The 25,582-nt window shown below is 73.9% G+C and carries 26 protein-coding genes and 1 tRNA gene; 15 read left to right on the top strand and 12 right to left on the bottom strand.

From position 1 onward, the window contains the following. Positions 1–24: 24 nt before the first annotated feature. Positions 25–1,230, bottom strand: a complete 1,206-nt coding sequence (locus HD595_RS38305) for an FAD-dependent oxidoreductase (protein ID WP_253777924.1) — start codon at positions 1,228–1,230, stop codon at positions 25–27. A 106-nt stretch (positions 1,231–1,336) separates the two neighbouring features. Here HD595_RS38305 and HD595_RS38300 point away from each other — a divergent pair, with 106 nt between their 5' ends. Further along, complete coding sequence (locus HD595_RS38300; RefSeq protein WP_253777922.1) at positions 1,337–1,795, top strand: MarR family winged helix-turn-helix transcriptional regulator; 459 nt, start codon at positions 1,337–1,339, stop codon at positions 1,793–1,795. On the opposite strand, the gene HD595_RS38295 is transcribed toward HD595_RS38300, so the two are convergent. Then, the gene (locus HD595_RS38295) at positions 1,792–2,481 is read right to left on the bottom strand and encodes a DUF4097 family beta strand repeat-containing protein (RefSeq protein ID WP_253777920.1); all 690 of its coding nucleotides are present in this window, start codon (positions 2,479–2,481) and stop codon (positions 1,792–1,794) included. The genes HD595_RS38300 and HD595_RS38295 overlap by 4 nt on opposite strands. 176 nt (positions 2,482–2,657) lie before the next feature. On the opposite strand from HD595_RS38295, the gene HD595_RS38290 reads away from it, so the two are divergent. Continuing rightward, the gene (locus HD595_RS38290) at positions 2,658–3,116 is read left to right on the top strand and encodes a hypothetical protein (RefSeq protein ID WP_253777918.1); all 459 of its coding nucleotides are present in this window, start codon (positions 2,658–2,660) and stop codon (positions 3,114–3,116) included. A 10-nt stretch (positions 3,117–3,126) separates the two neighbouring features. On the opposite strand, the gene hisC is transcribed toward HD595_RS38290, so the two are convergent. The 4 genes from hisC to pdhA are packed head-to-tail and all read right to left on the bottom strand — an operon-like array spanning position 3,127 to position 7,715. Beyond that, a complete protein-coding gene (hisC, locus tag HD595_RS38285; RefSeq protein ID WP_253777916.1) occupies positions 3,127–4,179 on the bottom strand; it encodes a histidinol-phosphate transaminase in 1,053 nt (350 codons plus the stop codon). Positions 4,180–4,196: 17 nt separating this feature from the next. Next, on the bottom strand, positions 4,197–5,624 hold the full coding sequence (locus HD595_RS38280; RefSeq protein ID WP_253777914.1) for a dihydrolipoamide acetyltransferase family protein: 1,428 nt from the start codon (positions 5,622–5,624) through the stop codon (positions 4,197–4,199). Then, positions 5,621–6,637 carry an alpha-ketoacid dehydrogenase subunit beta gene (locus tag HD595_RS38275; RefSeq protein WP_253777912.1) on the bottom strand — a complete coding sequence of 339 codons (1,017 nt, stop codon included), beginning with the start codon at positions 6,635–6,637 and terminating at the stop codon, positions 5,621–5,623. The genes HD595_RS38280 and HD595_RS38275 overlap by 4 nt, the downstream gene beginning before the upstream one ends. Before the next feature lies 1 nt (position 6,638). After that, positions 6,639–7,715 (bottom strand): pyruvate dehydrogenase (acetyl-transferring) E1 component subunit alpha, encoded by a 1,077-nt coding sequence (gene pdhA / locus HD595_RS38270; protein ID WP_253777910.1) that lies wholly within the window; start codon positions 7,713–7,715, stop codon positions 6,639–6,641. A gap of 119 nt (positions 7,716–7,834) precedes the next feature. Here pdhA and HD595_RS38265 point away from each other — a divergent pair, with 119 nt between their 5' ends. Beyond that, complete coding sequence (locus HD595_RS38265) at positions 7,835–8,326, top strand: Lrp/AsnC family transcriptional regulator (RefSeq protein WP_253777909.1); 492 nt, start codon at positions 7,835–7,837, stop codon at positions 8,324–8,326. 18 nt (positions 8,327–8,344) lie between these two features. On the opposite strand, the gene HD595_RS38260 is transcribed toward HD595_RS38265, so the two are convergent. Further along, complete coding sequence (locus tag HD595_RS38260; RefSeq protein WP_253777907.1) at positions 8,345–9,505, bottom strand: epoxide hydrolase family protein; 1,161 nt, start codon at positions 9,503–9,505, stop codon at positions 8,345–8,347. A 65-nt stretch (positions 9,506–9,570) separates the two neighbouring features. On the opposite strand from HD595_RS38260, the gene HD595_RS38255 reads away from it, so the two are divergent. Further along, on the top strand, positions 9,571–10,308 hold the full coding sequence (locus tag HD595_RS38255) for a VOC family protein (protein WP_253777906.1): 738 nt from the start codon (positions 9,571–9,573) through the stop codon (positions 10,306–10,308). Positions 10,309–10,348: 40 nt separating this feature from the next. On the opposite strand, the gene HD595_RS38250 is transcribed toward HD595_RS38255, so the two are convergent. After that, positions 10,349–11,140, bottom strand: a complete 792-nt coding sequence (locus tag HD595_RS38250; protein WP_253777904.1) for an enoyl-CoA hydratase/isomerase family protein — start codon at positions 11,138–11,140, stop codon at positions 10,349–10,351. Position 11,141: 1 nt separating this feature from the next. Next, positions 11,142–13,193, bottom strand: coding sequence for a phenylacetic acid degradation bifunctional protein PaaZ (paaZ, locus tag HD595_RS38245; protein WP_253777902.1), 2,052 nt, complete (start codon positions 13,191–13,193; stop codon positions 11,142–11,144). 106 nt (positions 13,194–13,299) lie between these two features. Here paaZ and paaA point away from each other — a divergent pair, with 106 nt between their 5' ends. From paaA to HD595_RS38205, 8 genes are read left to right on the top strand one after another with little or no spacing between them, the layout of a single operon-like run. After that, entirely contained in the window at positions 13,300–14,244 is a 945-nt protein-coding gene (gene paaA, locus HD595_RS38240) for a 1,2-phenylacetyl-CoA epoxidase subunit PaaA (RefSeq protein ID WP_253777900.1), read from the top strand. After that, positions 14,241–14,534, top strand: coding sequence for a 1,2-phenylacetyl-CoA epoxidase subunit PaaB (paaB, locus tag HD595_RS38235; protein WP_175593209.1), 294 nt, complete (start codon positions 14,241–14,243; stop codon positions 14,532–14,534). The genes paaA and paaB overlap by 4 nt, the downstream gene beginning before the upstream one ends. 13 nt (positions 14,535–14,547) lie before the next feature. After that, entirely contained in the window at positions 14,548–15,405 is an 858-nt protein-coding gene (paaC, locus tag HD595_RS38230; protein ID WP_253777898.1) for a 1,2-phenylacetyl-CoA epoxidase subunit PaaC, read from the top strand. A 50-nt stretch (positions 15,406–15,455) separates the two neighbouring features. Next, entirely contained in the window at positions 15,456–15,911 is a 456-nt protein-coding gene (gene paaD, locus HD595_RS38225; protein ID WP_253781441.1) for a 1,2-phenylacetyl-CoA epoxidase subunit PaaD, read from the top strand. A gap of 1 nt (position 15,912) precedes the next feature. Next, complete coding sequence (gene paaE, locus HD595_RS38220; protein ID WP_253777896.1) at positions 15,913–16,968, top strand: 1,2-phenylacetyl-CoA epoxidase subunit PaaE; 1,056 nt, start codon at positions 15,913–15,915, stop codon at positions 16,966–16,968. Positions 16,969–16,979: 11 nt separating this feature from the next. Continuing rightward, on the top strand, positions 16,980–18,158 hold the full coding sequence (locus tag HD595_RS38215; RefSeq protein WP_253777894.1) for a thiolase family protein: 1,179 nt from the start codon (positions 16,980–16,982) through the stop codon (positions 18,156–18,158). Next, entirely contained in the window at positions 18,155–18,886 is a 732-nt protein-coding gene (locus HD595_RS38210; RefSeq protein WP_253777892.1) for an enoyl-CoA hydratase/isomerase family protein, read from the top strand. The genes HD595_RS38215 and HD595_RS38210 overlap by 4 nt, the downstream gene beginning before the upstream one ends. Next, positions 18,883–19,704: a 3-hydroxyacyl-CoA dehydrogenase family protein gene (locus HD595_RS38205; RefSeq protein WP_253777890.1), complete on the top strand. Its 822-nt coding sequence runs from the start codon at positions 18,883–18,885 to the stop codon at positions 19,702–19,704. Before HD595_RS38210 ends, HD595_RS38205 begins: the two co-directional genes overlap by 4 nt. Positions 19,705–19,711: 7 nt before the next feature. On the opposite strand, the gene HD595_RS38200 is transcribed toward HD595_RS38205, so the two are convergent. Further along, positions 19,712–20,344 (bottom strand): TetR/AcrR family transcriptional regulator, encoded by a 633-nt coding sequence (locus tag HD595_RS38200; protein ID WP_253777888.1) that lies wholly within the window; start codon positions 20,342–20,344, stop codon positions 19,712–19,714. A 124-nt stretch (positions 20,345–20,468) separates the two neighbouring features. On the opposite strand from HD595_RS38200, the gene HD595_RS38195 reads away from it, so the two are divergent. Together HD595_RS38195 and HD595_RS38190 are read left to right on the top strand one after the other, a co-directional pair. Further along, positions 20,469–21,863, top strand: a complete 1,395-nt coding sequence (locus tag HD595_RS38195; protein ID WP_253777886.1) for a hypothetical protein — start codon at positions 20,469–20,471, stop codon at positions 21,861–21,863. A gap of 76 nt (positions 21,864–21,939) precedes the next feature. Further along, positions 21,940–22,011 (top strand) — tRNA-Pro (locus HD595_RS38190). Here the strand turns inward: HD595_RS38190 and HD595_RS38185 are convergent. Next, positions 22,003–23,034: a saccharopine dehydrogenase NADP-binding domain-containing protein gene (locus HD595_RS38185; RefSeq protein ID WP_253777884.1), complete on the bottom strand. Its 1,032-nt coding sequence runs from the start codon at positions 23,032–23,034 to the stop codon at positions 22,003–22,005. The two genes, HD595_RS38190 and HD595_RS38185, sit on opposite strands and share 9 nt — an antisense overlap. A 104-nt stretch (positions 23,035–23,138) precedes the next feature. Here HD595_RS38185 and HD595_RS38180 point away from each other — a divergent pair, with 104 nt between their 5' ends. Next, complete coding sequence (locus HD595_RS38180; protein WP_253777882.1) at positions 23,139–24,104, top strand: helix-turn-helix domain-containing protein; 966 nt, start codon at positions 23,139–23,141, stop codon at positions 24,102–24,104. Here HD595_RS38180 and HD595_RS38175 read toward each other — a convergent pair. After that, positions 24,101–25,531: an MFS transporter gene (locus HD595_RS38175; RefSeq protein WP_253777880.1), complete on the bottom strand. Its 1,431-nt coding sequence runs from the start codon at positions 25,529–25,531 to the stop codon at positions 24,101–24,103. The genes HD595_RS38180 and HD595_RS38175 overlap by 4 nt on opposite strands. Positions 25,532–25,582 lie beyond the last annotated feature (51 nt).

The following is a 25,582-nucleotide window of genomic DNA, read 5'->3' as shown; positions in this document are numbered from 1 at the left end:
CCGATGACGGCCTCGAGGAGCCCGTCAAGGCCGGACCGTGTGGCTCCAGTCGATGTGGTGGCGGAACATCCAGCTCATCTTCTCCATCTCCCGGGGGTCGTCGGCCTTGCGGAGGATGAGCGGGAGGGCCAGGTCGCGGAGCGCGCGCCCGACGAGGCCCTGCTTCTTGGTGTTGTTCATGCCGGCCCCCCACTTGACGATGCGTTCCACGCGCTCCCGGCGCAGCGACTCGTAGCGGGCCAGGGCGGCGGGCACGGTGGGCAGGTCGCGCAGGCACCGGGCCAGGACGACCGCGTCCTCCGCGGCCAGGGACGCCCCCTGGCCCGAGGACGGGGAGACCGCGTGGGCGGCGTCGCCGATCACCACCATGGAGCCGTTGTGCCAGGTGGGGACCGTCGGCAGGTCGTACTGGTTGGTCAGGCCGAAGTCGCCGGCGGTGTCGCGGACGATCTGCGCGGCCGGGCTGTCGTCGACGGCCAGCAGTTCGACCAGCCGCGCCTTGAGGTCGGCGGTGGTCAGGCGGCGCAGGTCGGCGCGGGACGGCTCCCGGCCGGCGGGCGGGTTGGCGAACCACCACAGCTCGCCGTCGGGGGCGACGGTGTAGCCGAAGAAGCAGTCGCGGCCCCAGATCATCACGTAGTCGCCGGGCTCGGCGTCGACGTTCGCGGTACGGGTGAAGCCGCCGGTGTTGCCGAGACCGGTGTAGCGGGGGCCGGGGTTGGCCGGGTCGATGGCGGTGCGGGTGGCCGAGTGGACACCGTCCGCGCCGATCAGCACGTCCCCTTCGGCGCTCGTGCCGTCGGCGAAGTGGGCGCGGACGCCGCCGCCGGGCAGGCTCTCGGCGCCGGTCAGGCGCTTGCCGTGCTGGATGGGGATGCCGCGGTCGGCGGCCAGCCTGTACAGGCCGCGGTAGAGGTCGGCGCGGCGGATCGTGTGGGTGGCGGCGCCGTCCTCCAGCGTCGGGCCCAGCGGGACCGAGCCCAGGTGCTTGCCGCTCCCGCTGCGGAACTGGATGCGGCCGCAGCGGAACCCCGCCTCCAGCACGACGCGGTGGGCGTCCACCGCGCGCAGCGCGTCCACGCCGTTGACGGCGACGGTCAGGTAGACGCCGTGGTTCAGGCCCGCGCTCTCGTCGTACGCCTCGAACAGCCGCGGCTCGAAGCCGGCCTTCCGGGCGGCCAGCGCGGCCACGGTCCCCGCGACCCCGCCGCCGATGATGAGCACTCGCATCGCGCACCTCCGCCAGTTATTTCGTTCGACCGTACGAAACATAAACGGCGCGCCGGGCGGCGGTCAAGTGTTTCGTTCGACCGAACAAAGTAGGTATCCTGGCGTCATGACGGACCGGGACGAGTTGCTGGGACGGCTTTTCACGGCGGGGCGCGAGCTGAGCAACGCGGCGGTGATGTTCCACACCGCCCTGGCCGCGCACCAGGGCCTCACCGCCACCGAGGAGAAGGCCCTCGACCTGCTGGAGCGCCTGGGTCCGCTGACCGCGCGGCAGTTGGGCGAGCACTCGGGTCTGGCTCCGGCCTCGGTGACCGGGCTGATCGACCGCCTGGAACGCAAGGGGTTCGCCCGCCGCGTCCGCAATCCCGAGGACAAGCGCAGCGTGCTGGTGGAAACCGTCCCCGACCGGCTTGCCGCGCTCGCCCCGCTGTTCGACGACTACGTGGCGTCGCTGACGGAGCTCGTCACCCGCTACGACGATCGGGAACTGGCCGCGATCGTCGACTTCCTCGGCGAGGCCGCCGCCCGCCAGCGGCAGTCGACCCACCGCCTGCTGGACGGTTAGCCGGCCGACACCGTGATGTCTCCCGAGTCCGCGGTCAGCGAGAGCTTGCGCGGCGAGGAGTTGTCGTCCTTGACCGAGATGTGCTCGTCACCGGAATCCACCTTGGTGCTCACGTCGTAGGCGCCGTCGGGAACGGTGAGCGCGACGTCGCCCGAGTCGGCCGACAGCTCGACGCTGTCCGGCGCGGCCGCGTATCTCAGGTTGATGTTGCCCGACTCCGCCGCCGCGACGACCTTCTTGCCGCCCAGGCCGTTGCCCACGATGTCGCCGGAGTCGGCCGTGAGGTCCAGCGGGCCGGTCAGTGACCGGAGCGTCATGTCGCCCGAACCGGCGTCCAGGTCGACCTGCAGCCCCTTGGGGATCTCCACCTTGTAGTCCACCCCGCAGGAGCCCCACGACCTCTGGCAGTCGTAGGACAACGACAGCGTGTCGCCGGCCACCTTGTGCCCGGTCCGCGGCTTGTCGTTGTTCCAGTAGAGCGTCTCGGTCACGCTGACGTACGGCGCGTCCGACTCGGTGACGACCACGTCCCCGCTCCCGCTCCTGAGCTGGAGCTTCTGCACCTTGTCCTTGACCTGGTAGGTGACGGTGTCCTTGTTGTCCGGATGGGCGATGGCGCCCAGGCCGCACCCGCTCAGCAGCGTTGCCGAGGCCAGCAGCCCGCCCGCGATCGCGATGATCTTCATGTCGGTCAATCTTGTCCGGTGATCCCCTGACCCGCATCAGGGATGCCCCCGACGGCTCCCCGAGGGAACCCCCACCTTCGCGCCGGCGGTCCTCGACATGCGGGTTGCAGCCGCCGTGCAAGCGGCACCTGCTCGACTACCGCATCAGGCAAGGACGACAAGCGTGAGGAAGCAGGATGGCGTCGATCGTCTTCGGGGCAGCGGCCGTCATCGCGGTGATCGTGGCCGCGGTGCTGTTCCTCGTGTTGCGCCGCAAACCGCACACCCGGGTCGGGGCGTACGTCAGCGCGTCGTTCGTGCTCCTGGCCGCGGGGATGCTCGCCATGGGCTCCCTCTCGTTCGCGAGCCTGGAATCGGCCGGGCTGCGGACCTTCACGCCGGAGGAGCGCGCCGCCGCGACGCCGTGCGACGCGGCGGTCCTGGGGGCCGAGCAGACGTCCGACAAGCTCAACGGACGCTACGTCTGGCGGCTGCGGCTCCGCGTGACCCCGAAGGCCGGCAGCCCGTACGAGATCGAGCGCACGGCCCGGCTCACCTCGTCCACGGGGGAACGCCTGGAGCGGGGCGGCGCCGTGCTCCCCTGCCTGGTGGACCCCGGCGACCGCACCCGGATCGAGATCCCGGCCCTGGCCTGAGCCCGCCGGGTCACCTCTCCTTCCGCCAGGTCCCGGCCAGTGCCAGGAACGCCGCGTTCTCCTCCGGCAGACCCACCGTGACGCGCACGCCCTCCCCCGGGAACGCCCGGACGATGACCCCGTTGCCGTGGCAGTGGTCGGCGAAGGGCACGCTGTCCCGCCCGAGCGGAAGCCACACGAAGTTCGCCTGGGAGGGCGGCACGTCGTAGCCCAGGGCCCGGAGCCCGGCGGTGACGCGGTCGCGCTCCTCGACGGTGCGCGCGACCCGCCGGTCCACCTCCTCCTGCTCCCCGAGCGCCGCGACGGCCGCCTCCTGCGCCAGGCCGCTCACGCTGAAGGGCGTCTGCGTCTTGCGGACCTGGGCGATGATCTCCGGCGGTCCGACGCAGTAGCCGACCCGCAGCCCGGCCAGCGCGTACGCCTTGGAGAACGTCCTGAGCACGACGACGTTCGGCCGGTCGCCGAAGAGCGCGAGCGCGTCCGGCACGACGGACGGATCGGCGTACTCGTGATAGGCCTCGTCCACGGCGACCAGCACGTGCCCGGGCACCCGGTCCACGAAGGCGCGCAGGGCGGCCTCGCCGACGGGCGTGCCGGTCGGGTTGTTCGGGTTGCAGACGAACACGAGCCTGGTCCGCGGGGTGATGGCCGCCGCCATGGCCCTCAGGTCCTGCACGTGGTCGCGCAGCGGCACCCGCACGGGGACGCCGCCGGCCACCGTGGTCAGGATCGGGTACGCCTCGAACGACCGCCACCCGAAGACCACCTCGCCGCCCGGCTCGCACACCGTGTGCAGGATCTGCCCGCAGACCTCCGACGAGCCCGCCCCCACCGCGACGCGGTCGGGGCTCACCCCGTGCCGCGCGGCCAGCGCCTCCAGCAGGCGGGTGGCCCCCATGTCCGGGTACCGGGACAGCCCGCCGGTCAGCTCGCCCAGGCGGGCCGCGACGCCGGGCAGCAGGCCGTACGGGCACTCGTTGCTGGCCAGGACGACGGCCCCGGGCGACTTGCGTCCCGGCACGTACGACTGAAGGTCGAGCAGGGACGGGCGTACGTCGACCACCTGATGTCACTTCCCTTCTAGACGTGGGCGAGCAGGACGGCGGGGTTCTCCACGCAGTCGGCCACGAAGCGCAGGAAGCCGCCGGCCGCGCCGCCGTCGCAGACCCGGTGGTCGAACGTGAAGGACAACTGGGTGACCTTGCGCGGCACGACCGCGCCGTCCACCACCCAGGGGCGGTCGACGATGCGGCCGACGCCGAGGAGCGCCGCCTCGGGATGGTTGATGATCGGGGCGGATCCGTCCACGCCGAAGACGCCGTAGTTGTTGAGCGTGAACGTGCCGCCGGTCAGCGCCGCCGGAGGCAGCGTGCCCGCGCGGGCCAGGCCGGTGAGCCTCGTCAGCTCGGCGGCGAGCTGCGCGGTCGTCATCAGGTGCGCGTCACGGACCACCGGCACGACCAGGCCGCGATCGGTCTGGGCGGCGAAGCCGAGGTTGACGTGGCCGTGCCGGACGATCTCGGCGCGTTCGGTGTCGACGGAGGAGTTCAGCTCGGGGAAGCGGCGCAGTCCGGCCACGCAGATGCGGGCCAGCAGCGCGAGCAGGCCGATGCCGAGCTCCGGGCGGTCCCGCCGGAGCGCGTCCTTGACCGCGAGCAGGCCGGTGGCGTCGGCGTCCACCCAGGTCGTGGCGTCGGGGATCTCGGTGCGGCTGCGGCTCAGCTTGTCGGCCACCGCCCGCCGCACTCCGCGCAGGGGGATGCGCTCGGTCCTCAGCGGGGCGCTCTCGGACGCGCCCGGGGCCGTGGCAGCCGTGCCCGCCACGGTCTCAGCCGTACGGGCCATCGTCTCGGCCGCGCCCGACGCCGCCTCAGCCCCGCCGCCTACCGAGGCCGTGGCGCGGTCGGCGATGGCGCGTTCGACGTCGCGGCGGAGGATCACGCCGCGGGGGCCGGTGGGGCTGACGGCGGCGAGGTCCAGCCCGTGATCCTGGGCGATCCTGCGCACGAGCGGCGAGATCACCCGCGGCGCGTGCGGCACGCCGGGCGTCCGCTCGGCAGGCGCCGGAGCCGGCCGGGGATCGCGCCCGGCGGGCGTCGGGTCGGCGGGCGCGGGGGCCGGGCGGGAGCCGCCGCGGCGGCGACGGCCGGTGCGGGCGTGCCCGGTGCCGTAGCCGATGAGGACATTTCCGGATCCGGCGCGTTCCTCTTCCCGGTAGCGGGCCGCGGCCGGGTCCTCCGCGTCACCCGCGCCGTCCGCCGGGCCGTCAGCCGGGCCGACCTCGATGAGCGGCTCCCCCACCGACAGGACGGTCCCCGCCGGAGCGTGCAGGCTCAGCACCGTCCCCGCGTACGGGACGGGCACCTCCACCGCCGCCTTGGCCGTCTCGACCTCCACCACGATCTGGTCGATCTCGACGGTGTCGCCGACGGCGACCTTCCAGTCGACGATCTCGGCCTCCGTCAGCCCCTCCCCCAGGTCGGGCAGGCGGAACACGTTCCGCGTCATGACGCCTCCCCGGCCAGGTACAGCAGATCGGGCTCGTCGTCGAACTGGAGCCGGTCCACCGCGTCCAGCACGCGGTCGGCGTCCGGCAGATGCGAGTGCTCCAGGATCGGCGGCGGGTACGGGATGTCGAACCCGGTGACCCGCAGCACCGGCGCCGCCAGCGAGTGGAAGCACCGCTCCTGCACGCGGGCCGCGATCTCGGCGCCCACCCCGGCGAACCCCTGGGCCTCCTGGATCACCACGCAGCGCCCGGTCTTGCGTACGGAGGACACGACGGTCGCGTCGTCGAACGGCACGATCGTCCGCAGGTCCACCACCTCCAGGTCGCGGCCGTCCCGGGCCGCGGCCTCGGCGGCCTCCAGCGCCACCGGGACGGTCGGCCCGTAGGCGACCAGCGTCGCGTCGCGGCCCTCGCGCAGCACCGCCGCGCGCCCGAACCCCGCCGCGCGCCGGTCCTCCACCGACGTCTCGCCCTTGGACCAGTACAGGCGCTTGGGCTCCATGAAGATCACCGGGTCGGGGTCGGCGATGGCGTCGCGCAGCAGCCAGTACGCGTCGTCGGCCGTCGCGGGGGTCACCACCTTCAGGCCCGGCGTGTGCGCGTAGTAGGCCTCGCTGGAGTCGCAGTGGTGCTCGACGCCGCCGATGCCGCCCGCGTACGGGATCCTGATCACCATCGGCAGCGACAGCCGCCCGCGCGTCCGGTTGCGCAGTTTGGCCACGTGCGAGGCGATCTGCTCGAAGGCGGGGTAGGCGAACGCGTCGAACTGCATCTCGATCACCGGCCGGAAGCCGCCCATGGCCAGGCCGACGGCCAGTCCCACGATCCCGGCCTCGGCCAGCGGCGTGTCGAAGCACCGCTCCTCGCCGAACTCCTTGGTCAGCCCGTCGGTGATGCGGAAGACGCCGCCCAGGGGGCCCACGTCCTCGCCGAAGACGAGCACGCGCTCGTCCTCGCGCAGCGCGTCCCGGAGCGCGGCGTTCAGCGCCTGGGCCATGCTCGACGTGGTCATCTCAGTCCTCCAGTTCGGACGCCAGGAGGGCCCGCTGCTCGCGCAGCTGGGGCGTGGCCTCGGCGAAGACGTGCTCGAACAGCTCGAACGGGTCGGCCTCCGGGTCGGCGTTCATGTCCTCGCGCACCCGGGCGGCGAACTTCTCGGCGGCCTCGTGCGCCGCGCCGACGGCGTCGGCGTCGAGGAGGCCGCGCTCACGCAGGTAGGTCTCCAGGCGGGCGAGCGGGTCGGCCGCCTCCCACCGCTCGACCTCCTGCTTCTCCCGGTAGCGGCTGGCGTCGTCGGCGTTGGTGTGCGGGTCCATGCGGTACGTGTGGGCCTCCACCAGGAAGGGGCCGCCGCCCGTGCGCGCGTGCTCGACGGCCGCGTCGAGGACGGCCAGCACCGCGACCAGGTCGTTGCCGTCCACCTGCTCGGAGCGGATGCCGTACCCGATGCCCTTGTACGCGAGCGCGGGCGCGGCGCTCTGCTTGGCCAGCGGCACGGAGATCGCGTACTTGTTGTTCTGCACGAAGAACACGACGGGCGCGCGCAGGACCGCGGCGTAGTTGAGCGCCTCGTGGAAGTCGCCCTCGCTGGTGCCGCCGTCGCCGATGAAGGCCATGACGACGCCGTCCTCGCCCTTGCGGCGCAGCGCGTCGGCCATGCCCACGGCGTGGATGGTCTGGGTGGCCAGCGGGGTGCACTGGGGCGCGACCCGGGTGGCGGCGGGGTCGTACCCGCAGTGCCAGCCGCCGCGCAGCAGGGTCAGCACCTCGACGGGGTCGAGGCCGCGCGCGACCAGCGCCACGGAGTCCCGGTAGGTCGGGAACAGCCAGTCGTCGTCGCGCAGGGCGAGCACCCCGGCGATCTGGCAGGCCTCCTGCCCGCGGCTGGACGGGTAGACCGCCAGGCGTCCCTGCTTGGTCAGCGCGGTCGCCTGGCGGTCGAAGCGGCGGCCCACGACCATCCGGCGGAAGCCCTCCAGCAGCCGCTCACCCTCCGGCACCCGGTAGCCGGTGGGCGGCGGGACGGCCGTGCCGTCCTCGGCGACGAAGCGCACCGGCACGGGTGAGGGCAGAAGGACGTCGACGGACATGCGACCCTCGCTTTCTCTGGACGTTTGTCAGGGAAAGCGTCCGCGCATGGAGCCAGGCGTTCAAGACATCGGGCATGATGAGCGACAAAGAGGTTTAAAGCAGGCTTTGGGAGGGCCAATTGTCGTTGAACGACGGCGCCGGGGAGGGGCCGGCGGGACATTCGGCCGCGCCGCTGGACGGGGTGGACCGGTCGATCATCGCCGAGCTGCGGCGGGACGGCCGGATCTCGATGCGCACCCTCGCCGAGCGCGTGCACGTCTCCCGCGCCAACGTCTACGCCCGGATCACCCGGTTGATGGACGCCGGGGTGATCACCGGCTTCACGGCGCAGGTCGCCCCGCACCGGGCCGGTCTCGGGACCAGCGCGTACGTCTCGCTCACCATCGAGCAGAACTCCTGGCGCGCGGTGTCGGCCCGGCTGCGGGATACCCCGTATGTGGAGCACTTCGCCCTGCTCGGCGGCGACTTCGACGTCCTGGCCCTGGTCAGGACCCCGGACAACGCCACCCTGCGGCACGTGGTGCTGGAGCTCATCCAGGACATCCCGAACGTGCGCGCCACCCGTACGTGGCTGGTGTTCGAGGAGGCCCGCGGGGCGGGCGCCCAGTGACAGGCGCCCGGCGAGCGGTCAGCGGACGAGGCGGAAGAAGGCGCGCAGCTCCTCGACGAACAGCTCGGGCTGCTCGAACGCGGCGAAGTGGCCGCCCTTGTCCGGCTCGTTCCAGTGCCGTATGTCGGTGAAGCGCCGCTCGGCCCAGCGCCGGGAGGGGCGGGGGTTCTCCTTGGGGAAGACCGAGCAGCCGGCCGGGACCGTCACCACGTCCGTCGTCCCGGCGGTGAAGAGCCGCTGGACCTGCCTGAAGCTCTCCCAGTAGAGCCGGGCGGCGGACGCGCCGGTCCCGGGCAGCCAGTAGAACATGAGGTTGTCGAGGAGCTCGTCGCGGGTGAGGACGTTCTCGGGGTGGCCGTCGCAGTCGGTCCAGGAGCGGAACTTCTCGATGATCCAGGCGCACAGCAGCACCGGGGAGTCGACGAGGCCGTAGCCGATGGTCTGGGGCCGGGTGGACTGCTCCAGCGAGTATCCGTCCTCGCTCTCCTGGGCGCGTTCGAGGGCTTCCAGCGCGGCGGCCTCGGCGTCGGTGAGGTCGCCGAACGTGGCCGGGTCCGGGGCCGCGAGCGGCGGGACGAGGTGGATGCCGGCCACGTGGTCCGGGTCCCGCCGGCCGACGAGCGTGGTGACGGTGGTGCCCCAGTCGGAGCCCGCCGCGCCGTAGCGGTCGTAGCCGAGGCGGGCCATCAGCCGGATCCAGGCGTCGGCGATGCGCTCGACGCCCCAGCCCTGCCGGGCCGGCTTGTCGCTGAAGCCGTAGCCGGGCAGCGAGGGGCACACCACGTGGAAGGCGTCGCGGGCGTCGCCGCCGTGGGCGACCGGGTCGGTGAGCGGGCCGATCACCTCGAGGAACTCCACGACCGAGCCGGGCCAGCCGTGGGTCAGGACGAGCGGCATGGCGCCCTCGTACGGCGAGCGGACGTGCAGGAAGTGGACGCCGAGGCCGTCGATGGTGGTGCGGAACTGCGGCAGGGCGTTCAGGCGCCGCTCGGTGGCCCGCCAGTCGTACTCCTCGGCCCAGTAGCGGCACAGCTCCCGCAGGTAGTCCAGGGGGACGCCCTGCGACCAGTCGCCGGCCGTCTCCTCCTCCGGCCAGCGGGCGCGCCGCAGGCGGTCGCGCAGGTCGTCCAGCACGGCCTCGGGGACGTCGAGATGGAACGGGGTCACGTCGTCGGTCATGCCGCCCTCCTCGTCGGCTCATTAACTCGCCCAACGAGCATAATGCAGGCGATAAGATCGGCGGCATGGCGCTGCGACTCGTCCATCTGGCCATGGACGCCCGGGACCCCTCCACGCTCGGCCGGTTCTGGGCGGAGGCGCTCGGCTGGACCGTCGCCGACGAGGAGCCGGGCGAGACCGGCGTCGGACCCGAGGGTCTCGCCTACCCCGACCCCGCCGCCCTCGTCCTCGCCGTCGTCGCCGTCCCCGAGCCCAAGACGGTGAAGAACCGCGTGCACATCGACCTGGCCACCACCTCCGCGGCCCATCAGGCCGACCTGGTCGCGCGCCTCCGGGCTCTCGGCGCGACCCCCGCCGACGTGGGCCAGGGCGACGTGCCGTGGACGGTCCTCGCCGACCCGGAGGGCAACGAGCTCTGCGTGCTGGAGCCCCGGGAGATCTACCGGGACACCGGGCCGATGGCCGCGGTGGTGGTCGACTGCGCCGACCCGCGGGCCATGGCCCGGTTCTGGGGCGAGGCGATGGACTGGACCGTGCACCGGGTCACCGACGACCAGGCGACGCTGCGCTCGGCCAAGGGCGTCGGGCCCTACCTCGAGTTCCTCCGCGCGCCCGACGCGAAGATCGTAAAGAACCGCATCCATCTCGACCTCCGGCCGTACCCCGGCGACGACCAGGCGGCGGAGGTGGCCCGGCTGCGGGCTCTCGGCGCGACCGACGTCGATCTCGGCCAGGGCGACGTGCCGTGGACGGTCCTCGCCGACCCGGAGGGCAACGAGTTCTGCGTCCTCACCCCACGCTGACCGGCACGGCGGAGGGCCCGGCGATCGGGCCCTCCGCGGTTCAGCGTCCCTCGAAGGCGGGCTTCCGCTTGCCGAGGAACGCCTCCACCGCTCCCGCGTGGTCGGCGGTCAGCCCCAGGCGGGCCTGGGCGCGGGCCTCGGCGGTGAGCGCCGCGCCGAGGTCCTGGTCCCAGGCCGCCGCGATCAGCCGCTTGGACTCGGCGTAGGCGGCGGTCGGCCCGGCGGCGAGCCGGGCCGCCAGCTCACGCGCCACCGCCCCGACCTCCGCGCGCGGGACGACCCGGCCCGAGATGCCCCACTCCACCGCCTGCCGGGCGCCGAACGACTCGCCGAGCAGGACCAGCTCCTTGGCTTTGGCCTCGCCGACCGCCCGGGCGAGCGTCAGCGACAGCCCCGAGTCGCAGGTCAGCCCGATGGCCGTGAACGCCGTGGCGAAGACCGCCTCCTCCGCGAGCACCCGCAGGTCGCAGGCCAGGGCGAGGGCCAGCCCGGCGCCGACGCACGTGCCGTTGACGGCGGCGACGACCGGCTTGCCCATGGTGGCCAGGAGCCGGATGACCGGCGCGTAGTCCCGTTCGACGGTGTCGAAGGCGTGCCCGGCGTCGGAGCGCAGGGCCGCCGCGTGCTCGGCGAGGTCCTGGCCGACGCAGAAGGCGCTGCCCGCCCCGGTCAGCAGCACGGCGCGGACGGCGTCGTCGGCCGCGACCTCCTCCAGAGCCCGGCGCAGCGCCGTCTTCAGCTCGCCGTCCAGCGCGTTGCGGCGCTCCGGCCGGTCGAGGGTCAGCACGGCGACGGCGCCGTCACGCTCCAGCCGGAGCGGAGCCTCGCCCACCTCAGCCCTCCTGTTCGGGCATCGGCCAGGTCTTGGCCACGAGGGTCAGCACGTCGTACGTGGCGACCGGCTGGCCGTCCTGGTTGGCGACGACGGCGTCCCAGCGGACCTCGCCGTAGTCCGCCGAGCTGCGCGGCGTGATCTGCTTGACGGTCAGCGTCACGTCGATCGTGTCGCCCGCCTTCACCGGGGTGAGGAAGCGCAGCGCGTCCACGCCGAAGTTGGCCAGGACCGGTCCGGGCGCCGGGTCCACGAAGAGCCCGGCGGCCAGCGACACGACGAGGTAGCCGTGCGCGACGATGCCGCCGAACAGCGGGTTGCGCGCCGCCGCCTCGGCGTCGGTGTGCGCGTAGAAGGTGTCGCCGGTGAACTCGGCGAAGTGCTCGATGTCGGCGAGCGAGACCGTGCGCGGCGCGGAGGCGATCGTGTCGCCGATCCGCAGCTCCCGCAGGGACTTGCGGAACGGGTGGACGCCGGACTCGCCGCGCGCGGAGCCCGTGGTCCAGCGCCCGGTGACCGCGGTGAGCAGGTCCGGGGAGGACTGGACGGCGGTGCGCTGCATGTGGTGCAGGACCCCGCGCACGCCGCCGAGCTCCTCGCCGCCGCCGGCCCGGCCGGGGCCGCCGTGGACGAGGACGGGCAGCGGCGAGCCGTGCCCGGTGGACTCCTTGGCGTCGTCGCGGTCCAGGACGAGGACCCGGCCGTGCCACGGCGCGAGGCCGAGGACGACGGAGCGCGCGACGTCCGGGTCGTGGGTGGCGACGGAGGCGACGAGGCTGCCCTTGCCGCGCGCGGCGAGCGCGACGGCCGCGTCCAGGCCGTCGTAGGCGAGCACGGTGGCGACCGGCCCGAACGGCTCCACGTCGTGCGGCTCGGTGGCACCGGGACGGGCGCGCAGCAGCAGCGGGGTCATGAACGCGCCGCGCTCGGCGTCGCCGTCGAGCAGGGACGCGCCGGCGGGCTCGCCGAAGACGACCTCCGCGCTGGCCCGCAGCGCCTCGACGGCCTTGCGCACCTCGTCGCGCTGGCCGAGGCTGGCCAGGGCGCCCATCCGGACGTCCGGGTTGCGCGGGTCGCCGACGGTCACCTTCGACAGGCGCGCGGCCAGCGCCTCGACGACCTGGTCGGCCATGGCCGAGGGCACGATGACCCGGCGGATGGCGGTGCACTTCTGTCCCGCCTTGACCGTCATCTCGGTGACGACGCCCTTGACGAACAGGTCGAACTCCGGGTCCTCCGGCCGCACGTCCGGCCCGAGGATGGAGCAGTTCAGGGAGTCGGCCTCGACGCCCAGCACGACGCCGCCGTCGAGCACGTTCGGGTGGCGGCGCAGGATGCCGGCGGTGTGCGCGGAGCCGGTGAAGGCGACGGAGTCCTGGACGGTCAGCTCGTCGAGCAGCCCGCCGGCGCCGCCCGCGACGAGCTGGAGCGCCCCCTCGGGCAGGATGCCCGACTCGATGATCAGCCGCACGGCCAGCTCGGTCAGGTACGCCGTCTGGCTGGCGGGCTTGACGATCGAGGGCAGCCCGGCGAGGAAGGCCGGGGCCAGCTTCTCCAGCATCCCCCAGACCGGGAAGTTGAAGGCGTTGATCTGCACCGCGACGCCCGGCCGCGACGTGTAGAGGTGCTGGCCGACGAACGTGCCGCCCTTGCCCAGGCGCTCCAGGCCGCCGTCGAGGAAGACGGTGTCGTTCGGGAGCTCGCGCACGCCCTTGCTCGCGTAGCTGAACAGGGTGCCGATGCCGCCGTCCACGTCGATCATCGTGTCGCGCGAGGTGGCGCCGGTGCGCACCGACAGCGCGTACAGCTCCTCCTTGCCCGCGAGCAGGTGCTTGGCCAGCGCCTTCAGCAGGGCGGCCCGCTCGTGGAAGGTCAGGGACCGCAGCGCCGGCCCGCCGGTGTCGCGGGCGTGGCGCACCATCGCGGCGACGTCCAGCCCCCGGCTGGAGATCCGCGCGACCTCCTCGCCCGTGGCGGCGTCGAGCAGGGGCTCTCCGTCGTCGGCCGCCCGGAACCATCGTCCGGCGGCGTAGCTCTCCAGCAGCGCGCTCACGCGTCCTCTCCTCTCCGCGGGGACCTTGCGCAGGAGCCCCGGCACGTGCCACCGTATTACTGACCGAGCGATAAGTAAATAAGCCGCCATGCTTGGGGAGGTAAAGATGACGACGACACCGGTGGAGCCCGAAGCGCTCGAGGCCGCGTTCGAGGCGACCATCGCGCGCCACGACCGGATCGAGCCCCGTGACTGGATGCCGGACGCCTACCGCCGGACGCTCGTCCGCCAGATGGCCCAGCACGCGCACTCCGAGATCATCGGCATGCAGCCGGAGGGCGCGTGGATCGGCCGCGCGCCCTCCCTGCGCCGCAAGGCGATCCTGCTGGCCAAGGTGCAGGACGAGGCGGGCCACGGGCTGTATCTGTATTCGGCGTGCGAGACCCTGGGCGTCTCCCGGGCCGAGCTGACCGACCTGTTGCTCACCGGCCGGCAGAAGTACTCCTCGATCTTCAACTACCCGACGCTGTCGTACGCCGACGTCGGGACGATCGGCTGGCTGGTCGACGGCGCCGCCATCTGCAACCAGGTGCCGCTCTGCCGCACCTCCTACGGCCCGTACGGCCGCGCCATGATCCGCATCTGCAAGGAGGAGTCCTTCCACCAGCGGCAGGGCTACGAGCTGCTGATGACGATGATGCGCGGCACCGACGCCCAGCGGGAGATGGTCCAGGAGTCGGTGAACCGGTTCTGGTGGCCGGCGCTGATGATGTTCGGCCCGCCGGACACCGACTCCCCCAACAGCGCCCGGTCGATGGCCTGGGGCATCAAGCGCAACTCCAATGACGAGCTGCGCCAGAAGTTCGTGGACATGACGGTCCCGCAGGCCGAGGCGCTCGGGGTGACGCTGCCCGACCCCGACCTGCGCTGGAACGAGGAACGCGGCCACCACGACTTCGGCGAGCCCGACTGGGACGAGCTCGCCGCCGTCATCCGCGGCGAGGGGCCGTGCAACGCGCAGCGGATGGCCCACCGCCGGGCCGCGCACGAGGACGGCGCCTGGGTGCGCGAGGCCGCGTCGGCCTTCGCGGAGCGGGCGGGCGCGCGATGAGCGCCGACCGGCGGGAGTGGCCGCTGTACGAGGTGTTCGTCCGCGGCAAGCGGGGCCTCAACCACGTGCACGTCGGCTCCCTGCACGCCGCCGACGACGCGATGGCCGTGCGGCACGCGCGCGACGTCTACACCCGGCGCAACGAGGGCGTGAGCATCTGGGTCGTCCGCGCCGACGCCATCACGGCCTCCAGCCCGGACGAGAAGGACCCGATGTTCGCGCCGAGCGGCGACAAGGTCTACCGGCACCCGACGTTCTACGACATCCCCGACAACGTCCCGCACATGTGATCGGTTGGCACTCATGAACGACGAATACGCCGGCGACTCCTCCCAGTGGGCCTTCGGCACCGGCTTCGAGGACCCCCTGGCCGGGGTCGACACCACGGTCCCGCCGGGCGTGGACCCCGCCGAGCTGGCCGCTTACTGCCTCATGCTCGGCGACGACGCGCTGATCATGTCGCAGCGCCTGTCGGAGTGGTGCAGCCGCGCGCCCGACCTCGAAGAGGACATCGCGCTGGCGAACATGGCGCTGGACCTGCTCGGACAGGCCCGCCTGCTGCTGACCCGGGCCGCCGCGGCCGACCCGGGCGTGGTGCCCGTCCTGCCCGAGGGCTCGCCGGTGCCCGCCGAGGACGCGCTGGCCTTCTTCCGCGACGCGGAGCAGTTCCGCAACGTGCGGCTCGCCGAGGTGGAGAACGGGGACTTCGCGCACGTCGTCGTCCGGCTGCTGCTGTTCTCGGTGGCCCGGCTCGCGGTGCTGGAGCGGCTGCGCACGAGCCCCGACCAGGTGCTGGCGGCGGTCGCGGCCAAGGGCGTGAAGGAGGTCGCCTACCACCGCGACTGGGCCGGACGCTGGTTCCTCACCCTCGCGCAGGGCACCGAGGAGTCGCGGCGCAGGCTGGAGGCGGCGCTGGACGCCCTGTGGCCGTACCAGGCCGAACTGGTCGCCCCGCGCCCCGGTTTCGGCGTGGACCCCGCGACCGTGCGCGACGAGGTGGACGCCGTCCTCGACCAGGTCTTCGCCGTGAGCGGCGTCGAGCGGCCGGACCGGGCGCCGCTGCCCGGCACCGGCGGCGAAGGCGCGCACACCGGGGCCCTCGCCGCGCTGCTCGCCGAGATGCAGGTGGTCGCCCGCGCCCACCCGAGCGGGCGCTGGTGAACGCCGGGGAACGGGCCGCCGAGGCCGCCCGGCAGGTGCGCGACCCCGAGATGCCCATGCTCACCCTCGCCGACCTCGGCGTGCTGCGCGACGTCGAGGTGCGCGGCGGCGAGGAGGGCGAGGAGGTGGTCGTGTCGATCACCCCGACGTACACCGGCTGCCCCGCCATGGCGACCATGCGCGACGACCTCGTCCACCGCCTGCGGGAGGCGGGGTTCGGCCGGGTCGAGGTGCGGATCGTGCTGGACCCGCCCTGGTCGAGCGACTGGATCAGCGAGCGCGGCCGGGCGGCGCTGCGCGAGGCGGGGCTGTCGGCGCCCGGCCCGGCCCCCCGCCGCACCGGACCGGTCCCCCTCACGCTGGGGCCGGCCAGGAGCGCCCCGGCCTGCCCGCGCTGCGGGTCGGCGGCCACCCGGCTGACGTCGGAGTTCGGGGCGACCGCCTGCAAGGCCCTCTACCGCTGCACCGGCTGCCAGGAGCCGTTCGAGCACGTCAAGGAGATCTGACATGCCCACTTTCCACCCGCTCACCGTGGCGGCGGTGGACCACCTGTGCGAGGACGCCGCGGCGATCACCTTCGCCGTCCCGGACGAGCTGCGCGAGGCGTACGCCTTCCGCGCGGGCCAGTCGCTCACCCTGCGCCGCGTCGTGGACGGGCGGGAGGAGCGCCGGTCGTACTCGATCTGCGCGCCGGCCGGCGCGCAGCCGCGGATCGGCGTCCGGGAGATCCCGGGCGGGCTGTTCTCGTCCTGGCTGGTGCGGGAGGTCGCGCCGGGGACGCGGATCGAGGTGCAGACGCCGACCGGCTCCTGGCAGGCCGACCCCGCCATGGGCGAGCGGCACCTGTGCGTCGCCGCCGGATCGGGCATCACCCCGATGCTGTCGCTCGCCTCGACCGTGCTCACCCACCCCGAGGCCCAGGTGTCGCTGCTGTACGGCAACCGCAGCAGCCGCACCGTGATGTTCGCCGAGGAACTGGGCGACCTGAAGAACCGGTACGGCTCCCGGCTCCAGGTGGTCCACGCGCTCTCGCGGGAGCCGCGCGACGTCGAGCTGTTCTCGGGGCGGCTCGACGGCGACCGGCTGCGCCGCCTGCTGACCGAGCTGGTGCCGGTCGAGGTGTTCGACCATGTCTGGCTCTGCGGGCCGCTGGCGATGATCCAGGAGGCGCGTGCGGTCCTCGCCGACCTGGGCGTCCCGGCGTCCCGCGTGCACGTGGAGCTGTTCTACGTCGACGAGCCGCCGCCGCAGCCGCGACGGGCGGCCGACGGGGTGGCGCCCGGCGCGACGAGCGAGCTGACGGTCGTCCTCGACGGCCTGCGCACGACCTCGACGGTCTCGCGCGAGGCGACGCTGCTCGACAGCGCCCAGGCGGCGCGCGCGGACCTGCCGTTCGCCTGCAAGGGTGGCGTCTGCGGGACGTGCCGCGCGGTCGTGCGGGACGGCGAGGTGGACATGCGCCGCAACTACGCCCTCGAACAGTCCGAGCTGGACGCCGGGTTCGTCCTGACCTGCCAGACATTTCCGGTCGGCGAGCGCGTCACCGTCGACTACGACGCCTAAGGAGCTTTGTGATGCCCGAATCCTTCGTCGTCTCCGGCGTGCGGACGCCGATCGGCCGCTACGGCGGCGCGCTCGCCCACGTCCGGCCCGACGACCTGGCCGCCCTCGTCGTGGGCGAGGCCGTGGCCCGCGCGGGGATCTCCCCCGAGCTCGTCGACGAGGTGGTGCTCGGCGCGGCCAACCAGGCCGGCGAGGACAACCGCAACGTTGCCCGGATGGCCCTGCTGCTGGCGGGCCTGCCCGACTCGGTGCCCGGCTTCACCGTGAACCGGCTGTGCGCCTCGGGGCTCACCGCGGTCGCGACCGCGCGCGCCATGATCGCCGCCGGTGACGCCGACGTGGTGGTCGCGGGCGGGGTGGAGTCGATGACCCGCGCGCCGTGGGTCACCGAGAAGCCGGCCAAGGCGTTCGCCAAGCCGGGCGCCTCGTTCGACACCTCGATCGGCTGGCGCTTCACCAACCCCCGCTTCGACGCCGAGACCACCGCCTCCATGCCGCAGACCGCCGAGACCGTCGCGCGCCGCTGGGGCCTGACCCGGGAGGAGCTGGACGCGTTCGCGCTGCGCTCCCACGAACGCGCCGTCGCGGCGGCCAAGGAGGGCCGCTTCGCCGGCGAGATCGTCCCGGTCACCACCGGCGAGGGCGTCGTCGACACCGACGAGGGGCCCCGGCCCGACACGAGCCTGGAGCGGCTGGCGCGGCTGCGCCCGGTCAACGGCCCCGGCGGGATCGTCACCGCGGGCAACTCCAGCTCGCTCAACGACGGCGCCGCGGCCGTCGTCGTGGTCAGCGACCGCTTCCTCGACCGGCACGGCCTGACGCCCCGGGCGCGGCTGGTGGCGGCGGCCAGCGCCGGGGTGGCGCCGGAGATCATGGGCGTCGGCCCGGTCCCGGCGACCCGCAAGGCGCTGGAGCGCGCCGGCTGGAGCGTCGACGACCTGGACGCCGTGGAGCTGAACGAGGCGTTCGCCTCCCAGTCGCTCGCCTGCGTCCGCGACCTCGGGCTCGACCTCGACCGCGTCAACGCCGACGGCGGCGCGATCGCCCTCGGGCACCCGCTGGGCGCCTCGGGCGCCCGCATCCTCGTCACCCTGCTCGGCCGGCTCGAACGCTCCGGCGGCCGGCGCGGCCTGGCCACCCTGTGCGTCGGCGTCGGCCAGGGCGCCGCTCTGCTGGTGGAGCGCCCATGACCAGCCTGATCGTCGAGGAGGCCGAGGACCGGGTGGTGTGGCGGCTCAACCGCCCGGAGGTGCGCAACGCCATCGACCGCGAGCTGGTCGCCCGGCTCCACGAGGCGTGCGCCGCCGTCGAGGACAAGCCGCGCGTCGTCCTGCTCACCGGCGAGGGCACGACGTTCGCGGCCGGGGCCGACATCGCCCAGCTCCGCGAACGCGACCTGTACGACGCGCTGCGCGGCATCAACTCCAAGATCTTCGAGCGGATCCACCGGCTGCCGATGCCGACCGTGGCCCTGCTCGACGGGTACGCCCTGGGCGGCGGGGCCGAGCTGGCCTACGCCTGCGACTTCCGGATCGGCACGCCCGCCACCCGGATCGGCAACCCGGAGACGGGCCTCGGCATCATGGCGGCGGCCGGGGCGGCCTGGCGGCTGGCCGAGCTGGTCGGCGAGCCGCTGGCCAAGGAGATCCTGCTGGCCGGCCGCGTGCTGACGGCCGAGGAGGCGCACGCCGTACGGCTGCTCAACGAGGTCGTGGAGGCGGAGGAGCTGCTGGCGGCCGGTCATCGGCTGGCCGACCGGATCACCGCGCGGGCGCCGCTGGCGACCCGGCTGACCAAGGCGGTCTTCCACGCCCCCCGGGGCGCGCACCCGTTCGTGGACGACGTGGCTCAGGCGGTCCTGTTCGAGACGGAGGAGAAGCACATGCGCATGACGGCATTCCTGGAGCGGCGATCATGAGCCTGCCACGGACGGTCGGCGTCTTCGGCGGCGGGCGGATGGGGTCGGGGATCGCGCAGGTGTTCCTGACCTCGGGCAGCCGCGTGATCGTCGTCGAGGACGGCCCGGAGGCGGCCGAGCGGGCCCGCGCCCGGGTGCGCGACGGCTTGGCCAAGGGCAAGGCCGACCTGGACGCCCTCGACCGGCTGCGCACCACGTCCGACCCCGGCGAGCTGGGCCCGTGCGAGCTGGTCATCGAGGCGGTCCCGGAGGACGCGGCGCTCAAGGCCCAGGTGTTCGCGCTGGTCGAGAAGGCGGCGCCGGGAGCGGTGCTGGCCTCGAACACCAGCAGCCTGTCGATCGGCGCGCTGGCCTCCGGGCTGGCCGCGCCGGAGCGCTTCCTCGGGCTGCACTTCTTCAACCCCGTCCCGGTGAGCGCGCTCATTGAGATCGTCACCGGGCCGCGCACCGATCCGGCGCTGGTGACGCGGGCCCAGGAGTGGGCGGCCGAGCTGGGCAAGACGCCGATCACGGTCGCCGACTCTCCGGGCTTCGCCAGCAGCCGGCTGGGCGTCGGCCTGGCCCTGGAGGCGATGCGGATGCTGGAGGAGGGCGTCGCGAGCGCGGCCGACATCGACACGGCGATGACCCTCGGCTACCGCCACCCGATGGGGCCGCTGCGCACCACCGACGTGGTGGGCCTGGACGTGCGGCTCGCGATCGCCGAGCACCTGGCGCGCGAGCTGGGGCCCCGGTTCGAGCCGCCGCGCATCCTGCGCGACCTGGTCGCCGCCGGACATCTCGGCCGTAAGACGGGCCAGGGCTTCTACACCTGGTGAGACCCCTTCAGACCCGGCTCTCGTGCCGGGCCAGGCCGTCGAAGGCGATGGCCGTGACGGCGTCGGCGACCATCGCCCGGTCGTAGGCGCCGTCCGGCCGGTACCACTCGACCAGCGAGTTCACCATGCCGAACAGCAGCCGGCTGACCAGCGTCGCCGGCACGTCGTCGCGCAGCGCGCCCTCCGCGACGGCGTCGGTGACGAGCGCGGCCAGGCGGTCGTCGAGCCAGCGGCGCCGCTCCAGCGCCGCCAGCTCGACCTCGCTGTTGCCGCGCACCCGCAGCAGGAGCGTGACGGACGGCTGGTGCGCGACGAGGACCTCGACGCTGCGGCGCACCACCTCGCGCAGCCGCTCGTACGCGCTCCCGCCGGCCCGCTCGCCGGACGCCTCGGTCACGACCGCGGTCAGCTCGTCGAGCGCGTCGTCCAGGGCCTGGCCGAGCAGCTGCTCCTTGCCGGTGACGTGGTGGTAGATGGCGGGCTTGGTCAGGCCCAGCTCCTTGGCCAGGTCGCCCATGCTGGTGGCGTCGTACCCCTTGCGGTTGAACAGCTCCACCGCCGCGCGCAGGACCGCCGCCTGGTCGTGGCCGGGACGGCCACGCCCGCGGCGCGGGGGCGGTGCGGCAGGCTGGGTCGTCACGAAAGCAGCATCTCACAACGGATCAGGCGCCCTCCCACGTCACCGCCCCCGCTCCGGGGCCGCGCCCGCCCGGCGCCGAAAATCCGGTCGATCTGGCGGGCGGGCGACGGCGATGATGGCGGGCATGGGGTTCACCGGCGGCGGAGGCCGCTCCAGCCACGAGATCCTCGCCGAACTGCACGAGTCGCTGGATCGGCGTCACCGGCCCGAGGACGTCGCCGAGCTGGTGCTGCAGGCGCTGGAGGGGCGGCTGACGAGGCGCGAGCGCGTGGTGCTGGGGCGCGCCGCCCGGCACTCCTGGCTCCGGTCGGCGTGGTTCTCCTCGATGCCGGCCGACTACGCCCGGCCGGTCGGCGGAAGCCGCCAGGTCGCGGCGGCGACCCGGCTGTTCGAGCGATCCCTGGAGGTCGACCCGGACGATCCGCGGGCGCTGCTGGAGTTCGCGGCGGCCCTGGGAGCGCCGATGCGGTGGACGCCGGACCGGACCGACTTCCTGGCCGACCGGCTCGACCGGCACGCCCGGGACGCGGCGGGCATGGACCTGTCCAAGCGGCAGTACAACCGCCGCTTCCGCATGCTGCGCCGGCTCGCCGCCAAGGCGGGCGTCCTCGGCGCCGAGCAGGACAAGCGGCGGCTGCTCATGGTCGGCGTGACCGGGTTCGGCGCCGGCATCCCGCGGGAGCGCTTCCTGGCCGACGCCGACGCCGCCTGCTTCGTCGCGTACTACACCGCGCGCCGCAAGCTGCGCCGGGAGTTCAGCCTGGCGGGGCGCGACAACCCGTTCGACGAGGTCGCCGCCGTCCTCCTCGATCGCTGCGCGGACTCCAGCGACTGGTGGATGATCGCCCAGGTGCGCACGACGCCGGACGTCCTGGAGCGCCTGACGGAGGAGGAGCGGGGACGGCTGCTCGGCCAGTGGTCGGCGGTCATGCGGGAGAGCGCCGCCCTGCTGCGCGCGTGCCGGCCCGGCGGCGTCGACCGCGCCTCGATGATCGTACGGCGCGGCGACGACTCCACCACCTGGAACAACCTGGCCGGCGCCTACAACGCCGCCCGGGCCGGCTGGCTGGCCTGCCTGGCGTCGCTGGACGCCCTGGAGCTGCTGGAGGTGGCCTGCCCCGGCAAGGCGATGCGGCTGATGGCGGCCGACCTGGCCGCCTGGCACCGCGGCACCGGCGGGGGCCTCGATCCCGGCACCGCGGTGTGGGCGGCGTTGCCGCCGCCCTGGGAGGTGCTGGACGGGACGGCGTCCTGCACCCGCGCCGACGTCGAGGCGGCCTGCCGCGCGGCGGGCCTGGACCCGGAGAAGTCCGGCTGGACGGCGCCCGCGGCCCGGCGCGGGGTGGCCGCGTTCCGGCCGACGCCCGAGCTGGTGCACGGCGTGAGCATCGCCGACCCGGTGTGGGCGTCCCTGCTGAGGCGGGCGGGCGTGTTCAGCGGCAAGCGCGTCGATCCGGAGCTCCTCCCGGAGGTCTGCCACGGGCTGGCCTCCGGGATCGTGATCAGCGACCTGCCGTGACGGTGGGCGATCGCGTATATCGGTGGCGCGTATATCGGTGGAACGACTCCGCGGCGCCGGGCATGATGGACGTGGCCTCGTTGTAGCTCAGAGGTAGAGCGCCCGGCTCGGGACCGGGTGGACGCCGGTTCGAGCCCGGTCAGCGAGGCCCTTCCCAGGTGATGTGCGGGGACAGCGCGCGCAGGAAGTCCGGCGCGTCGAAGATCTCGCCGGCGGAGGCGACGCCGACCGTCCTGGTGCGGCCCGTGAGGATGCGGTCCACCGCCTCCACCGCGAGCGGCGCGGTGACGGCGTAGATGTCCTGGCCGCGCGCCACGGCGCGCCGTTCGCTTCCGCCGGAGCGCACGACGACGTCCACGAGGAACGTCTGCGCGGACCGTCCCCGCTCGTCGGCCGGGGCCGGCGTCGGCGTGTCCGGGGCCAGCACGTCCCTGGCGGCCTCGACCGTCATGTAGGTGCGCACCTCGGGGATGGACAGGTGGCTGGGGACGGTCACGACGTCGGCCATCGTGAACTCGCCGATGACGGCCCGGGGGCCCGTCGGCTCGGGGAAGGTCCACTCCAGGGTCGGCGGAGCGTCGTCGCGGTGGGTCAGCCGGCCGCCGGTGTACACGATGCGCCGGCTGCCCCGCCGCTGCCGGGAGACGGCGCCCGAGGCGCGCGTCCCGGCCGTGGGGTGCCAGCTGCTCAGCGCGTACGCGATGTGCGCCTCGTCGGCCGAGCTCCAGTCGCCCATCGCGGCGGTGGCCAGCAGGTCGCCGAGGCCGCCGTAGAAGGCCATCGCGGGGACGACCACCGCTCCGGCGGCGCGGGCGCGGTCGGCGAAGTGCGCGAAGGTGTCGGCGTTGGCCTCGATCTCGGCCGCCACGTCCACGTACGGGATCCCGGCGCGCAGCGCCGCCTCGATCACGGGGGCGGTCGTCGTGGCGAACGGCCCGGCGCAGTTGATCACGGCCGCCGTGCCGGCCAGCGCGGCGTCCAGCGCGGCGGGGTCGTCGACCGACGCCTGGCGGATCTCCAGCCCGGGCTCGGCCGCCGCCAGCGCCTTCAGCTTCTCGGCGTCGCGGCCGGCGGCGATCGGGACGAACCCGCGCTCCCGCAGCTCCGCCACCACGAAACGCCCGGTGTGCCCGTACGCGCCGTACACCGTCACCGTCTGTCCCGATGCCATGGTCGTCTCCCTCTGTCCTCACAGGAACTGCGTCGCGACAACCCTGGCGAGGACGGCGTCCCGCGACGAGTGTCTGGAACGCCATGATGCGTACAATTCCGGACATGGACACTGTCGCGCTGGCCGCCACCGACGGCATGCTGCACTTCGAGCTGTCGCTCGCGTACGAGGTCTTCGGCACCCCCCTGACCGGCGCGGACCGCTGGTACAGCCTCGTCGTCTGCGGGCCGGGCTCCGTGCGGGCCGGCCGGTTCCTGCTGGAGCCCGACCACGGCCTCGACCGGCTCGCCCGCGCCGACACCGTGATCGTCCCGGGCTGGGCCGACGTCGACGTCGAGCCGCCCGCCGACCTGGTCGAGGCGGTGCGGGCGGCGCACGAGGCGGGCGCGCGCGTGGCGTCCCTCTGCACGGGCGCGTTCGTGCTGGCCGCCGCCGGCCTGCTGGACGGCAGGCGCGCGACCACGCACTGGGCGCACACGCGCGACCTGGCCGCCCGCTACCCCCGGGTGGAGGTGGATCCGGACGTGCTGTACGTGGACAACGGCAGCGTGCTGACCTCCGCCGGCAAGGCCGCGGCCATGGACCTGTGCCTGCACCTCGTCCGCCTCGACCACGGCTCGTCGGTCGCCAACGCGGTCGCCCGCCGCCTGGTGGTGCCGCCGCACCGGGACGGCGGCCAGGCCCAGTTCGTCACCGCCCCGGTGCCCGCCCCGGACAACCACCCGCTCGCCGAGCTGTTCCCCTGGGTGATCGAACGGCTGGACCAGCCGCTGACCGTGGAGGACCTGGCCCGCCGGGCCCGGATGAGCGCGCGCAACCTGAGCCGCCACTTCAGCGCGGTGACCGGCACCAGCCCGCTGCAATGGCTGCTGACGCAGCGGATCCGCCACGCCCAGGAGCTGCTGGAGACCACCGACGACAGCGTCGAGGCGATCGCGGCGGCCACCGGCATGGGCACCGCCACGACGCTGCGCCGGCATTTCGCCCGCACGGTCGGCGTGCCCCCGGACACCTACCGCCGCACCTTCCGCTCGCGCAGGGACGCCCCGGCCGGCGTCCGGCGCCCTTAGGACCGGCGGGCGAGGCGCGGCAAGGTGAGCGTGATCAGCAGGCCGGCGATCATCGCCGCCGCGGTGAGCAGGACGACGACGAACTCGCCGTCGGCCGTGGCGGCGCGCAGCGCCTGGCCGCTCTTGCCCGCGGTGCCGAGGTCGGCGATGACGGTGAAGACGGCCAGGCCGATGGCGTTGCCGATGTTGAGCGCGGTGGAGGCGATGCCGTTGGCCACGCCCTGCTCGTGGGCGGCGGTGCCGGTCGCGGCGGCGATCCACATGGCGGTCCAGACGACGCCCTGGCCGACGCCGGAGACGACGAGGCCGGGCACCAGCAGGCCGTAGCCGGCCTCGGCGTCGAACCCGAGCGCCAGGACGGCGGTGCCGGCCACGCCGACCGCGAAGCCGATCAGCAGCGTGGTGCGGGTGCCGATCCGGGTGGCCAGGCGTTCGCCGGCCTGGGTGCCGGCGGCGATGGCCAGGGAGGGGATGAGGAAGGCGAGACCGGTCTGCAGGGCGCTGTAGCCGTGGATGCTCTGCAGTAGCACGGTCAGGAAGTACGGCAGGACGCCGAAGGTGGCCATGTAGATGAAGGTCACCAGCATGCCGACGGTCAGGCTGCGGTTGCGGAACAGCCGGAAGGGCATGAGCGGGTCGGCGCTGCGGGCCTCGACCAGCGCGAAGACCGCCAGCAGCGCGGCGGCCAGCAGGAACGCGCCGGCCACCAGGGGGCTGCCCCAGCCCAGTTCGGGCCCCTCGACCAGGGCGAAGACCAGCAGGGTCGATCCGCCGGTGACGCTCAGCGCCCCCGGCACGTCGAACCTGCGCCGCTCCCCCCTGGCCGGGTCGCGCGGGATGACGGCCAGCGCGACCAGCGCGACCAGCCCGGCCAGCGGGACGTTGACGAAGAAGACGGCGGGCCAGCCGAAGTTCTGGGTCAGCAGGCCGCCGAGCAGGGCGCCGATGGTCAGCCCGCTGGCGCCGGCGCCGCCCCAGACCGCCAGCGCGCGGTTGCGCTGCGGGCCCTCGGCGAACAGGCTGTTGAGCAGCGCCAGCGTGGAAGGCAGCAGCAGCGCGCCGCCGATGCCCTGGATGGCGCGGGCCACGATGATGACGACGGGACCGCCGGCCAGCCCGCCCGCCAGCGAGGAGACGGCGTACAGGGCCAGGGCGAGCACGAACATGCGGCGGCGGCCGAGCAGGTCGGCCGCCCGGCCGCCGAGCAGCAGGAAGCCGCCGGCGAAGACGACGTAGGCGCTGACCACGAGCTGCTGGGTCTGGCCGGGGAAGCCCAGGTCGGCGCCGATCTTCGGGAGCGCGACGAAGACGATGTTGAGGTCGAGCGCGTAGATGAGCTGGGCCAGGGCCAGCAGCGCCAGGGTCCAGCCGAGCCGGGGCCTGGCCCGGCCGGCGGCTGGTGCGGACAGCGCGGATGGTGTGGACATGCGACGCCCTTCGGAGGGAGCTGGAACGACTGTACGCGGATATACGTACGA

This window comes from Nonomuraea roseoviolacea subsp. carminata (assembly GCF_024172185.1).
Classification (GTDB): Bacteria; Actinomycetota; Actinomycetes; order Streptosporangiales; family Streptosporangiaceae; genus Nonomuraea; species Nonomuraea roseoviolacea.
This window is presented reverse-complemented; position numbering and strand designations above follow the sequence as displayed.